The sequence below is a fragment of the Pseudomonas sp. G1002 genome, assembly GCF_013385455.1.
In the GTDB taxonomy this organism is placed as follows: Bacteria; Pseudomonadota; Gammaproteobacteria; order Pseudomonadales; family Pseudomonadaceae; genus Aquipseudomonas.
Genome location: NZ_JACAPY010000028.1, coordinates 248,943 through 263,319 on the forward strand (window position 1 = coordinate 248,943; position 14,377 = coordinate 263,319).

Genomic DNA, 14,377 nt, shown 5'->3' on the forward strand with positions numbered 1-14,377 from the left:
CCTTGATCGGCGCGTAAAGGGCTTGTAGCTGTGAACGCAAGAACCACGCTCGGTGAAGGACTGTCGAACAAAGGTTAGAAATAGCTGAAAATTTTTCTTTTTTGGCAGTCAACATCAAATCTCTACCCTTTCTTGTTCGCAAAAGATCAACAATAACGATTATGCTCGCCAGCTAGACCGAGCAATCCGCTCAGTCTTGTGTAGTTTTACTACTCGTATATACATTCGAAAGGCTGAAATGGCCGACGATTTGTAGTAAAACTACAGGACGCCGAAGCAACCTTCGGCCATCCAAGAATTTATGTCGTCTGCCCACAAGGCCAGTCGCAAACTTCAGGCAACCGATTCTGGTAGCCTTTCCGCCCTGGAGCAAGCCATGCAAGACCTCGATCCCGTCGAAACCCAGGAATGGCTGGACGCCCTGGAATCGGTTCTCGACAAAGAAGGCGAAGACCGTGCTCACTACCTGATGACCCGTATGGGCGAACTCGCGACCCGCAGCGGCTCGCAACTGCCCTACGCCATCACCACGCCGTATCGCAACACCATCCCGGTAACCCACGAAGCACGCATGCCTGGCGACCTGTTCATGGAACGCCGCATTCGCTCGCTGGTACGCTGGAACGCCATGGCGATGGTAATGCGCACGAACTTGAAAGATTCTGACCTGGGCGGTCACATCTCCAGCTTCGCTTCCAGCGCAACCCTGTATGACATCGGCTTCAACTACTTCTTCCAGGCCCCGACCGAAGAACATGGCGGCGACCTGATCTACTTCCAGGGCCATACCTCGCCAGGCGTCTACGCCCGTGCGTTCATGGAAGGCCGCATCACGGAAGAACAAATGAACAACTTCCGCCAGGAAGTCGACGGCCAGGGCCTCTCGTCCTATCCGCACCCTTGGCTGATGCCTGATTTCTGGCAGTTCCCGACGGTATCCATGGGCCTGGGCCCGATCCAGGCGATCTACCAGGCACGCTTCATGAAGTACCTGGAAGCCCGTGGCTTCATCCCTGAAGGCAAGCAGAAAGTCTGGTGCTTCCTGGGCGACGGCGAGTGTGACGAGCCGGAATCCCTGGGCGCCATTTCCCTGGCTGGCCGCGAGAAGCTGGACAACCTGATCTTCGTCATCAACTGCAACCTGCAGCGCCTCGACGGCCCGGTTCGCGGCAACGGCAAGATCATCCAGGAACTCGAAGGCGTGTTCCGTGGTGCTCAGTGGAACGTGACCAAAGTCATCTGGGGCCGTTTCTGGGACCCACTGCTGGCCAAGGACGTCGACGGCATCCTGCAACGCCGCATGGACGAAGTCATCGACGGCGAGTACCAGAACTACAAGGCCAAAGACGGCGCGTTCGTACGTGAACACTTCTTCAACACGCCTGAACTCAAGGCAATGGTTGCAGACCTGTCCGACGACGAGATCTGGAAACTCAACCGTGGCGGCCACGACCCGTACAAGGTTTACGCGGCGTACCACGAAGCGGTCAACCACAAAGAACAACCGACCGTCATCCTGGCCAAGACCATCAAGGGTTATGGCACCGGTGCCGGCGAAGCGAAGAACACTGCGCACAACACCAAGAAAGTCGATGTCGACAGCCTGAAGTTGTTCCGCGACCGCTTCGACATCCCGGTCAAGGACGAAGAGCTGGAGAACCTGCCGTTCTTCAAGCCGGAGCCAAACAGCGCCGAAGCCCGCTACCTCAGCGAGCGTCGCACTGCACTGGGCGGTTTCGTGCCACAGCGCCGCGCCAAGAGCTTCAACATCCCGACTCCGCCACTGGATACCCTCAAGGCGATCCTGGACGGCTCGGGCGACCGTGAAATCTCCACCACCATGGCCTTCGTGCGGATCCTCGCGCAGTTGGTCAAGGACAAGGAAATCGGCTCGCGTATCGTGCCGATCATCCCGGACGAAGCCCGTACCTTCGGTATGGAAGGCATGTTCCGTCAGTTGGGCATCTACTCCTCCGTCGGCCAGCTCTACGAGCCAGTCGATAAAGACCAGGTGATGTTCTACAAGGAAGACAAGAAGGGCCAGATCCTCGAAGAAGGCATCAACGAAGCGGGCGCCATGAGCTCCTTCATCGCTGCCGGTACTTCGTACTCCAGCCACAACCAGCCGATGCTGCCGTTCTACATCTTCTACTCGATGTTCGGTTTCCAGCGTATTGGCGACCTGGCTTGGGCAGCAGGCGACAGCCGTACCCGTGGCTTCCTGATCGGCGGTACTGCCGGGCGGACCACGCTGAACGGCGAAGGCCTGCAACACGAAGACGGTCACAGCCACATCCTGGCGGGCACCATCCCGAACTGCCGCACCTTTGATCCAACCTACGGCTATGAGCTGGCGGTGATCATCCAGGACGGCATGAAGAAGATGACCGAAGAGCAGCAGGACGTTTTCTACTACATCACCGTGATGAACGAGTCCTACCAGCAGCCAGCCATGCCGGCCGGTGTCGAGGAAGGCATCATCAAGGGCATGTACCTGCTCGAAGAAGACACCAAGGAAGCCGCTCACCACGTGCAACTGATGGGCTCCGGCACCATCCTGCGCGAAGTGCGTGAAGCTGCAAAAATCCTGCGTGAAGAGTTCAACGTCGGTGCTGACGTATGGAGCGTTACCAGCTTCAACGAACTGCGTCGCGACGGCCTGGCCGTAGAGCGCAGCAACCGCCTGCACCCAGGCCAGAAGCCTGCGCGCACCTACGTCGAAGAGTGCCTGGCTGGCCGTAAGGGTCCGGTTATCGCCTCTACCGACTACATGAAGCTGTTTGCTGAACAAATTCGTCAGTGGGTACCGTCCAAGGAATTCAAAGTCCTGGGCACCGACGGTTTCGGCCGTAGTGACAGCCGCAAGAAGCTGCGTCACTTCTTCGAAGTCGACCGTCACTTCGTGGTGTTGGCAGCCCTGGAAGCCTTGGCTGACCGTGGTGAAATCGAACCCAAGGTGGTAGCAGACGCTATCGTCAAGTTCGGGATCAACCCGGAAAAACGCAACCCACTGGACTGCTGAGGAGACTTTCTGTGAGCGAACTCATTCGCGTACCTGACATCGGCAGCGGTGAAGGTGAAGTAATTGAACTGTTTGTGAAGGTCGGCGACACCGTCGAAGCCGACCAGAGCATCCTGACCCTGGAATCGGACAAGGCGAGCATGGAAATCCCTGCTCCCAAGGCCGGCGTGGTCAAAAGCCTGAAAGTGAAGCTGGGCGACCGCCTGAAAGAAGGCGACGAACTGCTTGAGCTGGAAATCGAAGGTGCCGCTGATGCGGCCCCTGCGGCGGCCGCTCCTGCTGCTGCCCCGGCTCCTGCCGCCGAGAAGCCTGCCGCTGCTGCCGAGGCCCCTGCGGCTCCGGCGGCTGCACCTGCCGCCGAAACAGTCCAGGACATTCATGTTCCGGACATCGGTTCGTCGGGCAAGGCCAAGATCATCGAACTGCTGGTTAAAGTCGGCGACACCGTCGAAGCCGATCAATCGCTGATCACCCTGGAGTCCGACAAGGCCTCCATGGAAATCCCTTCGCCGGCAGCCGGCGTGGTAGAAAGCATTGCCGTGAAGCTGGAAGACGAAGTCGGCACTGGTGACTTCATCCTCAAGCTGAAAGTAGCGGGCGCTTCGGCTCCTGCTGCTGCCGCTCCGGCCGCCGCTGCTCCGGCCGCCAAGGCTGAAGCCGCACCGGCTGCCGCCGCGCCTGCACCTGCGCCTGCTGCAAAAGCCGAGGCCGCACCGGCTCCGGCGGCTGCACCTGCGCCAAGCGGTGCCAAGGTTCATGCCGGCCCTGCCGTGCGCCAACTGGCCCGTGAATTCGGCGTCGAGTTGAGCGCGGTAACCGCCAGCGGTCCTCACGGTCGCGTGCTCAAGGAAGACGTGCAGGTTTACGTCAAATCCATGATGCAGAAGGCCAAGGAAGCTCCGGCTGCCGGCGCTGCTACCGGTGGCTCGGGCATTCCGCCGATCCGCACCGTCGACTTCAGCCGCTTCGGCGAAATCGAAGAAGTGCCGATGACCCGCCTGATGCAAATCGGCGCGGCCGGCCTGCACGCCAGCTGGCTGAACATCCCGCACGTGACCCAGTTCGACCAGGCCGACATCACCGACCTGGAAGCATTCCGCGTTGCGCAGAAAGCCGTGGCCGAGAAGGCCGGCGTGAAGCTGACCGTGCTGCCCCTGCTGCTCAAGGCTTGCGCACATTTGCTCAAGGAGCTGCCGGACTTCAACAGTTCGCTGGCGCCAAGCGGCAAGGCGATCATTCGCAAGAAGTACGTGCACATCGGCTTTGCCGTCGACACTCCGGATGGCCTGCTGGTACCGGTCATCAAGAACGTCGACCAGAAGAGCCTGCTGCAGCTTGCCGCTGAGGCTGCTGCACTGGCTGCCAAGGCCCGCGACAAGAAGCTCACCCCGGACGACATGCAGGGCGCGTGCTTCACCATCTCCAGCCTCGGGCACATTGGCGGCACTGGCTTCACGCCAATCGTCAACGCGCCGGAAGTGGCGATCCTGGGTGTTTCCAAGGCCACTATCCAGCCTGTGTGGGACGGTAAAGCGTTCCAGCCGAAGCTGATGCTGCCACTGTCGCTGTCCTACGATCACCGTGTGATCAACGGCGCGGCTGCCGCACGCTTCACCCAGCGCCTGAGCCAGTTGCTGAACGACATCCGCACCATCCTGCTTTAAGCCACAACAGGTCTTCTGCCCATGCAGAAGACCTGGCTTCAACGATTTCCGAGCGCCACGCTCGTACCTCAACCCCGCCAATTGGCGGGGCTTTTTTTGCCTGCTTTCCAGGGAAAACCTGGACACGGAAATCGAGGTTGTACACCGCCCATCACCCCGGTTGCAGAAAACCGCTCGCTGGCCGATAACCCACTTATAGCACTTAGCCTTCATCCTCTCTTGTCAGCCTGTGCTGCATGATGCAACCTTGCCGCAGGCAACAGTAAAGAGGGCGTGAGCCCGGCGCGATGCGCATTTTTCCAAGCGAGTTTCCCCATGAAAAGCCAACCCGATGTCGCCCGTACGGCGGCCGAGGTAGTGACGCAATTACCGGTGCCTTCGCGCCTCGGTATGCTGCGTTTCGAGCGGCTTAATGAGGCTAGCTGGGCCCTGCTGTACCTCGACCCCAATTGCGAACGCCAGTTCGGCCTGCCCGCGATGGAACTGTGCGCCCTGATCGGCTCGCCCTACGCCAGCCTGATGGAGCCCCAGGCGCGCTATCAGCTGCATGATGCGATCCAGGAACAGCTGACCATCAGCCCGCATTACCTGGTGCGCTACACCCTGCACACCAACGACGGCCCGTTGAGCCTGCTGGAACTGGGTGAAGCCTACAAACAACACAATCGTCACCTGCTGCGCGGCTACCTGATGGTGGTCGACGGCCTGTTCAGTGATCTCCCACCAGCCCCTGCGGCAGACCTGGAGAGCCAGAACAGCCGCTTGCAGATTGCCCTGGAACTCAACCAGCGCGCCCAGCAAGAACAACTGCAACACCTTGAGCGGGTACGCGCCCAGCAGGAATTGATCCTGCTGCTGGCCCGCCAGCGCTACAGCACCAACAACTCGCTGCAGGAAGCCGCCGAGCTGATCACCCGCAGTGCCTGCGATATCTACCAGATCGACTGCGCGAGCATCTGGAACCTCGAAAACCAGCATCTGGTGCCGATTTCCGCTTATCACCGCGCCGATCAGCAGCACCACCTGCCAGAGTCTATCGATGCCAGTGGCTTCCCGGATTACCTGGAAGCCCTGCAAACCAGCCGTGCGATCGACGCCACCAACGCCATGCGCGACCCACGCACGCGTGAAATGGCCGAGAGCCTGCGCCCGCGGGACATCCACGCCATGCTCGACGCCAGCATCCGCGTCGATGGCAACGTGGTCGGCGTGTTGTGCCTGGAGCAAAGTGGCAGCACCCGCGTCTGGCAGTCCGACGAGATCGCCTTTGCCGGCGAGCTGGCCGACCAGTTCGCCCAGGTGATCAACAACCACAACCGCCGCACCGCCACCAGTGCCCTGCACTTGTTCCAGCGAGCCGTGGAGCAAAGCGCCAATGCGTTCCTGCTGGTCAATTGCGACGGCGTGGTGGAATACGTCAACCCCAGCTTTACCGCGATCACCCAGTACAGCACCGAAGAAGTCCACGGCCACCAGCTGTCGGAACTGCCGGCACTGGAGAACCTCAGCGAGCTGCTGTTCGACGCGCCTTCAAGCCTGGCCAAGAGCAACAGTTGGCAAGGCGAGTTCAAGAGCCGGCGCAAGAACCTCGAACCCTACTGGGGCCAGTTGTCGATCTCCAAGGTTTATGGCGACAACCGTGAGCTGACCCATTACATCGGCATCTACGAAGACATCACCCAGACCAAGCTGGCCCAGCAGCGCATCGAGCGGCTGGCCTACACCGACAACCTGACCAACCTGGGCAACCGCCCGGCGTTCATCCGCAACCTGGACGAACGCTTTGCCCGGGACAGCGACAGCCCCATCAGCCTGCTGCTGGTGGACATCGACAACTTCAAGCGGATCAACGACAGCCTCGGCCACCAGACCGGCGACAAGCTGCTGATCAGCCTGGCCCGGCGCCTGCGCAACAGCCTGACCGCCAGTGGCAGCCTGGCGCGGTTTGCCAGTAACGAATTTGCCGTGCTGCTGGACGATACCGACCTTGAAACCGGCCAGCAGGTCGCCAGCCAGTTGCTGGCGACCCTCGACAAGCCGATGTTCGTCGACAACCAGCTGATCAGCGTCACCGGCTCCGTGGGCCTCGCCTGCGCGCCGCTGCATGGCCGCGACCCGCAGACCCTGATGCGCAACGCCGGCCTGGCGCTGCACAAGGCCAAGGCCAACGGCAAACACCAGGTGCAGGTATTTACCGAAGCGCTGAATGCCGAAGCCAGCTACAAGCTGTTCGTGGAAAACAACCTGCGCCGCGCCCTGACCCAGAACGAACTGGACGTGTTCTACCAGCCCAAGCTGTGCCTGCGCAGCGGTCGTCTGCTGGGGATGGAAGCGTTGTTACGCTGGAACCATCCGGAAAAGGGCATGATCCGCCCCGATCAATTCATCAGCGTGGCTGAAGAGACTGGGCTGATCATCCCCATCGGCAAATGGATCGCCCGCCAGGCCTGCCGCATGAGCCGACAGCTGACCGCCGCCGGCATGGGCAACCTGCAAGTGGCGATCAACCTGTCGCCCAAGCAGTTTTCCGACCCGGACCTGGTGGCCTCGATTGCCACGATCCTCAAGGAAGAACAGTTGCCGGCCAACCTGCTGGAACTGGAGTTGACCGAAGGCCTGCTGCTGGAAGCCACCGAAGACACGCGCCTGCAACTGGACCAACTGAAGAGCTTCGGCTTGACCCTGGCGATGGATGACTTCGGTACCGGTTACTCGTCGCTGAGCTACCTGAAAAAATTCCCGATCGACATCATCAAGATTGATCGCAGCTTCATCCATGAAATCCCGGACAACCAGGACGACATGGAAATCACCTCGGCGGTGATCGCCATGGCCCACAACCTCAAGCTCAAGGTGGTGGCCGAAGGCATCGAGACCGCCGAGCAGCTGGCGTTCCTGCGCCGCCACCGTTGCGACGTCGGCCAGGGCTACCTGTTCGACCGGCCAATCCCGGGGGCCGAGCTGATGACGATGCTTAAACGCTATCCTCGCGGGCCAATCGCCTGACAGCGCGGTAACACTCGGGCACACTGGCAGTCTGAACTCTTACTTGTAACTCAATCTGACTGAGAGGACTGATCATGGTCTTGCGCTCGGAAATCCTGGTGAATAAAAACGTGCTTCCCACTCAAGAACAAGCTTTGCCTGGCCGTGAAACCCCGATGTCGCTGCCCGAGACGCACTTCGTCAACGGCAACCCGCTACTGGGCCCCTTTGTCGACAACGTAGAGTTTGCGATCTTCGGCCTGGGTTGCTTCTGGGGTGCAGAGCGTCGTTTCTGGCAGCGCGACGGTGTGGTCAGCACGGTGGTGGGCTATGCCGGCGGCTATACGCCGAACCCGACGTATGAAGAAGTCTGCTCGGGCCTGACCGGCCACAGCGAAGTGGTGTTGGTGGTGTTTGACCAGGACAAGATCAGCTACGAAGAGCTGCTGAAAATGTTCTGGGAACTGCACAACCCGACCCAGGGCATGCGCCAGGGCAATGACATCGGCAGCCAGTACCGGTCGGTGATCTATGCGGTCAAACCGGAGCATCTGGAAGCGGCGAAGGCCAGTGCACAGGCTTATCAGACTGAACTGACCAAGGCCGGCCTGGGCACCATCACCACAGAAATCGAAGAAGCACCGACGGTGTACTTCGCCGAGGCGTATCACCAGCAGTACCTGGCGAAGAATCCGCAGGGTTACTGCGGAATCGGCGGCACCGGCGTGACCTGCCCGATCTAAGAGCGACACCGATAAAAATGTGGGAGCGGGCTTGCTCGCGAAAGCGGAGTGTCAGTCACTGAATGTGTTTCTGATACACCGCTTTCGCGAGCAAGCCCGCTCCCACATTGGGTCTTCAATACCTTGCGATTGGCTTACTCGGCGATAAGCCAGTCCATCTGCCAGCCACCCTGGGTTTGCCCAAGCTGCTTGGACAACCACGGCAGCAGCTCACGCAACTCCTCCTCCAGCCCCCACGGCGGATTGGCAATCGCCAGACCCGAACCGGTCAGGGTGTTGGGCGTGTCCAGCGGATGCACCAGCAATTCCACCCGCAGCAACTTCGGCGCACCGGTACCGGCCAGGTCCTGGTAGAAGCGGCGCAGCATGCGCTGGTCCTTCACCGGGTACCAGATCGCAGCCACTGTCTGGCGCATCCGGCTCACGGCTTCCTTGAGGGACGCGGCGCAGCGCTGCATCTCGTCGAGCTTCTCGAACGGCGGGTCTATCAACATCAACGCACGCTTTTCCGGCACCGGCAGCAATGCCCGCGGCACGTGCCAACCTTCGCCAAGGTGGACTTTCACCCGACGATCACCCTTCATGTTGTCCTTGAGCAGCAGGCCGTCTTCCGGGTGCTTTTCGTTGAGCAGCACGCGGTCCTGAGGACGAGTCAGGCGTCGCGCCAGCTCCGGCGAACCCGGGTAGTAGCGCAATTCGCCATCCGGGTTCATCTCGTGCAGCACACGCATGTAATCGGCGGTCAGCGGCGGCAGGTCGGCCTGGCCCCACAGGCGGGCGATGCCTTCCAGGTATTCACCGGTACGGTTCGCCTGGTCGCCCTGCAGGTCGTACAGACCAATGCCGGCGTGGGTGTCGAGATAGGCAAACGGCTGCTCCTTGCGCGACATCAGGGCGATGAGGCGGGTCAAGGTCAGGTGTTTGAAGACATCGGCGTGGTTGCCGGCGTGATAGGCGTGACGATAATTCATGGTTGCTCCTGCGCAGGGGGCGAAGTTTACCTTTTACGCAGGCAAAGGTGCAGGGCTGCGCGTCAGGTGGCGCTTATGCCGCAAACACAGGGGCGCTGCCGAAAATAGTCTAATTGGCGGTGCGAAAGCGGATTTATTGTGGCGAGCAATTATCCATGGAGGTCATAACAACTCATGAAAGACGCCACCATCGCTTTGCACCATGGCTTCAAGTCGGACCCGACTACCAAGGCCGTCGCCGTGCCGATCTACCAGAACGTCGCTTTCGAATTCGATAACGCCCAGCACGGCGCCGACCTGTTCAACCTCGACGTGCCCGGCAATATCTACACGCGCATCATGAACCCCACCAACGACGTGCTGGAGCAACGCATCGCAGCACTGGAAGGCGGCATCGCGGCCCTGGCGGTGTCGGCCGGCAGCGCGGCGATCCACTACGCGATCCAGACCCTGACCCGTGCCGGTGACAACATCGTCACCACCCCGCAGCTGTACGGTGGCACCTACACCCTGTTCGCCCATTTGCTGCCGAGCTTCGGCGTTGACGTGCGCTTCGCCCGTGACGACTGCGCCGAAGCCATCGCCGAGCTGATCGATGACAACACCAAACTGGTGTACTGCGAGAGCATCGGCAACCCGGCAGGCAATATCATCGATATCGAAGCCCTGGCCAACGTCGCCCACGCCCGTGGCGTGCCGCTGATGGTGGACAACACCGTGGCCACGCCAATCCTGTGCAAGCCGATCCAGTTCGGCGCGGACATCGTCGTGCATTCGGTGACCAAATACGTGGGCGGCCACGGCAACTCGCTGGGTGGCGTGATCGTCGACAGCGGCACCTTTCCCTGGACCCAGTACCCGGAGAAATTCCCCGGACTCAACCAGCCGGAGCCGGCCTATCACGGTGTGGTCTACACCGAAAAATTCGGCCCGGCGGCGTTCATTGCCCGCGCCCGTACCGTGCCGCTGCGCAACACCGGCGCGGCCCTGGCGCCGATGAATGCATTCCTGCTGCTGCAAGGCCTGGAAACCCTGGCCCTGCGCATGGAGCGCCACACCGAAAACGCCTTGAAGATTGCCCACTTCCTGCAAGACCACGCACTGGTGGAGTGGGTCAGCTACGCCGGCCTGCCGGATCACCCCCACCATCACCTGGCGCAGAAATACATGCAGGGCAAACCGTCGGCGATTCTGTCCTTCGGCCTGAAGGGTGGTTATGAGGCGGGCGTGCGTTTCTACGATTCGCTGCAGATCTTCAAGCGCCTGGTGAACATTGGCGATGCCAAGTCCCTGGCCTGCCACCCGGCGTCCACCACCCATCGCCAGATGAATGAACAGGAGCAGGCGAAGGCCGGGGTGAAGCCGGAGATGATTCGCCTGTCGGTGGGCATTGAGGCGATTGAGGACCTGATCGAAGACTTGCAGCAGTCGCTGGCCTCAACCCAGCTCTGAGGCCAGCCAGGCGGCCAGCGCCTGATGGCTGACATCCGGCCGGCGCACGAAGTAGGCGACCTTGTGCTTCAAGGTCGCTGGCACAAAGGCGCTGTATAGGTCCGGGCGCTGTTCTTCCAGCCATTGCAACAGGTTGTCCACCTGCGTAACGCTCGATTGCTCACCCAGGTGCTGGAGAACATGCGGCGGCACTTGCCACCATGGGCCGGGCTTTGCCGCTCCCGCTGCCGTAACCGCTACCTCATGCTGGCGACCATTGATCCAGTAGCGACTGAACACCGGGAGCAACTCCTTCGCCTGTGGCCCCAGCGCCTGCAACACAGGCAGGACATAAGCACCGTCCCAGAAGCGAAAGAACACCGCCGGCCCTTCCGGCAACAGTACCTTGGTCAGGCTGCGCAGATGCTCGACGACGGTGTGCAAGGAACAGGACGACACCGCCAGCCAACCCCAGTCGATACCTTCACATTCAGCGGCCCATTTCAAAAAAGCGCTGTCGACGGCGACCACCGCGACGTAGGGCATGACCTCCTCCCACGCTGCATACTCGCTGCCCGCCCAGATGGGGCTAAGTGCACGTCCGTCGGTACGCCGCCACGCATCGAGCGGCTTGCAGTCGCTGGCATTGCCCATCACCACAAACAACTGCTCGCCCGCCTGCAACGGCGCAGCCTCAAGCCACTGCCCGGGAGAAATCATGGCGCACCCGCGGGCAGTGATGTATTGCGATGCAGGGGCGTATTGCACACGCCATTCCTGCAGCGCTCGCACTCTTCGCAAAAGGGTGCGCTGCGCTTCAGGCTTAACACCTGGACGGCACTCAACGGTGCAGGTATTACCGCCAGCAACTTTTCCTGCAGCCCCGGCGTCAGCGGCGCTCCCGCCGGTGCCGGGGAGCCGCCAAGCTGGATTTGCGTGCTGCTGAAAATCCCGCCCGCCGAAACGTTGATCCACTGCCCACCGGCCTGGAGGGTCACGCTGGCACCCGCATCAATAACGACGTTTTGCCCGGCACCGATGTGAATGGTCAACCCGGCACGTACCTGCTGGGAGCCCGCGACCATCAGGTGATCGTCCTGCTTGAGTTCGGTCAGGCGGTTGCCGTGGGTGGTGCGCTGTTCTTCGCCCTGAAGCTCGTGACGATCAAGGCCTTTGACGATCACATCGCGCTGGTTGTCGACCTGCACGTGCTGGTCGTGCAATACATGCTGGGTCCAGTTGCGCTGGGCGCGCAGGTAGATTTCCTCGGCACCCTTGCGGTCCTCGATGCGCAGCTCGTTGTAGCCACCGCCGCCGGGGCTGGTCTGGCTACGGAAGATGCTGCGGGTCTTGTCGGCTGGCAGGTCCAGCGGCACCGGCGTGGCGGCATTGGCCAGGCAACCGACCACCAGCGGCGTGTCGGCGTCGCCGTCGACGAAACCCACCAGCACCTCCATGCCCACCCGCGGGATCAACACCGAGCCGTAGTGCTCATGGGCCCAGCCACTGGCCACCCGCAGCCAGCAACTGGAATGTTCGTCGTGCTCCCCGGCGCGATCCCAGGCCATCTGCACCTTGACCCGGCCATACTCGTCACAATGGATCTCGCTGCCTGCCGGCCCTGTAACCACGGCGTTTTGATAGCCAGACACCGGCGGTCGCGATACCAGCAGCGGTGTTCGAAACGGCACCTCCCATGGCGTTACGACAAAGTGATTGCTGTAGCCCTGAGCCGATTCATCACCTGAGGCGTCGATGGCCGACTCCTCCAGCACCTGAGGCTGGCGCCCTGCATGCGTCACCTGGGTGACCAGCCACAAATCATTCCATTCCTGGCGAGGATGCCCTTCCATCCTCAGGAACTGCCCGCTGACCAGGGACGGCTGGTCGCTATGGCCACTGGCCTGGCGAAAGTCAACGCGATGGCGCTCCAACCTACGTTGCGCCAGGTATTTACCATGAGCGCGATCCGTAAAATTCCCGGGATAACACTGTTCCTCCAGCATGGGACGCTGGCCGCCGGACACCGTGCTTTCCAAGCTCAGGCGTGGCTTTCTGAAGTCGTAGTCCCGCAGATTCACATCGGTGGTACGGGTCTTCAACCGCAGGGTAAAACGCTTGATCACCGGCGTGTCGGCAACCATCCCCGAACCCGCCGCGTATTGAGTGGCTTGCTCAGGCTGGGCGAACACGCTCTGGTCATCGCCGAACACCAAAAGGTGGCGCTCGGGGTGATGCTGGAAGTGGTAGTGAATGCCCGACTCGGCGCACAAGCGCTGGATGAACGCCAGATCGGTTTCGCCAAACTGAACGCAGTACTCACGCTCGGGGTACACCCCGCTCAGTTGAAACGAGAAGGCATCCGCCTGGATACCCTGCCCTTCCAGCACCAGTGCAATGATCTGCGGCACCGTCCGGTTCTGGAAAATCCGCTGGTGAGCGCTGTGCTCAAGATAAGCCAACTGCGGAACCAGCGTGATCTGATAACGCGTCAGGCGCTTGCCCGAGTCGCCTTGCGCCACCCGATAGACCTGGCCATGAATACCATGGCCATGCGCATCAAACCCCAGGAACGCCTGGCGATGCATCAAGCTTTCCAGGTCAAGGTCGGGTTGCTCGCTGACCAGTTCAAGGTCAAAACGATAGGGCAGGCTGATGAATTCATCGCCAGTGAACTCACGTACCTTGAGAACACTTGGCACACCGTCGAGGGTCAGGCTAAAGGCACTTTGATTGGCAGGAGCGAACATCCGGTGTTTCTCTGCGAGTAGTGGGTGGCCGATTCTGCACCAGCTGTTTGCCGAGCTGAGTGCGCTTCAGGCAAATCAGTAAATCCCTACATCGCAGGCGCTTTAATCTTCATGTATCAGGCATCGAAGCCCTACCACCAGCGTGCTAGCGTATTCGTCCCCCGTCGCCCCATGACAATGGAAAAAACATGGCCACCCGCTACGCAAAAATCGTCCTGACCCTTGCCCTGGCAGCCTTCGCCACACTCGTGGCCTTCAGCAACATCACCGACTACGGCTCCAACTTTGCCTTCGTCAAACATGTGCTGAGCATGGACACCACCTTCCCCGGCAACGCCGCGATGTATCGCGCCATCACCACCCCATGGCTGTGGCACGGTGCGTATTGGCTGATCATCGCCGGTGAAGCACTGACGGCCGTGCTGCTGGCGCGTGGAGCACTGGCCTTGTGGCGGGCTCGTCGTGCCACAGGTATCGACTTCAATCGCGCCAAGAAAAGCGCAATCGTCGGGCTGACCCTGGGTTTCGTGGTGTGGTTCTTCGGCTTTATGGTGATCGGCGGCGAGTGGTTCCTGATGTGGCAATCCCATCAGTGGAACGGCCAGGAAGCGGCGTTCAAGTTCTATATGGCGATCCTGGGTGTGCTGATTTTTCTCAACCAGCCGGACACTGACCACGACTGAAAAACCACGAATTCAAAATCGGTGGATGCCCTTTCACAAACTACTGTCAGATAGCTGACGGTAGTTTGTAGCCCTTTTCCCAAAGTATAAAAACCGCCTCACATTCAACGCTCACAGCCACCAGGCGA

The 14,377-nt window shown here is 60.7% G+C and carries 9 protein-coding genes; 6 read left to right on the forward strand and 3 right to left on the reverse strand.

Annotated elements, in window-relative coordinates:
• Nucleotides 1-376: 376 nt before the first annotated feature.
• The 4 genes from aceE to msrA all read left to right on the forward strand — a co-directional run bounded on the left by aceE (nucleotide 377) and on the right by msrA (nucleotide 8,414).
• A complete protein-coding gene (gene aceE, locus HX801_RS18915; protein ID WP_003209439.1) occupies nucleotides 377-3,022 on the forward strand; it encodes a pyruvate dehydrogenase (acetyl-transferring), homodimeric type in 2,646 nt (881 codons plus the stop codon).
• Nucleotides 3,023-3,033: 11 nt separating this feature from the next.
• Nucleotides 3,034-4,686 carry a dihydrolipoyllysine-residue acetyltransferase gene (gene aceF, locus HX801_RS18920; protein WP_003209438.1) on the forward strand — a complete coding sequence of 551 codons (1,653 nt, stop codon included), beginning with the start codon at nucleotides 3,034-3,036 and terminating at the stop codon, nucleotides 4,684-4,686.
• Between the two features lie 315 nt (nucleotides 4,687-5,001).
• Nucleotides 5,002-7,692: a bifunctional diguanylate cyclase/phosphodiesterase gene (locus tag HX801_RS18925; protein WP_003209437.1), complete on the forward strand. Its 2,691-nt coding sequence runs from the start codon at nucleotides 5,002-5,004 to the stop codon at nucleotides 7,690-7,692.
• 74 nt (nucleotides 7,693-7,766) lie between these two features.
• A complete protein-coding gene (gene msrA, locus HX801_RS18930) occupies nucleotides 7,767-8,414 on the forward strand; it encodes a peptide-methionine (S)-S-oxide reductase MsrA (protein ID WP_102367962.1) in 648 nt (215 codons plus the stop codon).
• A 134-nt stretch (nucleotides 8,415-8,548) separates the two neighbouring features.
• Here the strand turns inward: msrA and HX801_RS18935 are convergent, their stop codons facing one another.
• Entirely contained in the window at nucleotides 8,549-9,385 is an 837-nt protein-coding gene (locus HX801_RS18935) for a 23S rRNA (adenine(2030)-N(6))-methyltransferase RlmJ (protein ID WP_003209435.1), read from the reverse strand.
• A gap of 174 nt (nucleotides 9,386-9,559) precedes the next feature.
• Between HX801_RS18935 and HX801_RS18940 the strand changes: the two genes are divergently transcribed.
• A complete protein-coding gene (locus HX801_RS18940) occupies nucleotides 9,560-10,837 on the forward strand; it encodes an O-acetylhomoserine aminocarboxypropyltransferase/cysteine synthase family protein (protein WP_008439168.1) in 1,278 nt (425 codons plus the stop codon).
• On the opposite strand, the gene HX801_RS18945 is transcribed toward HX801_RS18940, so the two are convergent.
• Nucleotides 10,823-11,536: a DUF4123 domain-containing protein gene (locus HX801_RS18945; protein ID WP_023659354.1), complete on the reverse strand. Its 714-nt coding sequence runs from the start codon at nucleotides 11,534-11,536 to the stop codon at nucleotides 10,823-10,825. The genes HX801_RS18940 and HX801_RS18945 overlap by 15 nt on opposite strands.
• On the reverse strand, nucleotides 11,533-13,566 hold the full coding sequence (locus tag HX801_RS18950; protein ID WP_177022509.1) for a type VI secretion system tip protein VgrG: 2,034 nt from the start codon (nucleotides 13,564-13,566) through the stop codon (nucleotides 11,533-11,535). The genes HX801_RS18945 and HX801_RS18950 overlap by 4 nt, the downstream gene beginning before the upstream one ends.
• Nucleotides 13,567-13,754: 188 nt before the next feature.
• On the opposite strand from HX801_RS18950, the gene HX801_RS18955 reads away from it, so the two are divergent.
• Complete coding sequence (locus tag HX801_RS18955) at nucleotides 13,755-14,249, forward strand: DUF2165 family protein (RefSeq protein WP_008439179.1); 495 nt, start codon at nucleotides 13,755-13,757, stop codon at nucleotides 14,247-14,249.
• The last annotated feature ends 128 nt before the right edge of the window (nucleotides 14,250-14,377 follow it).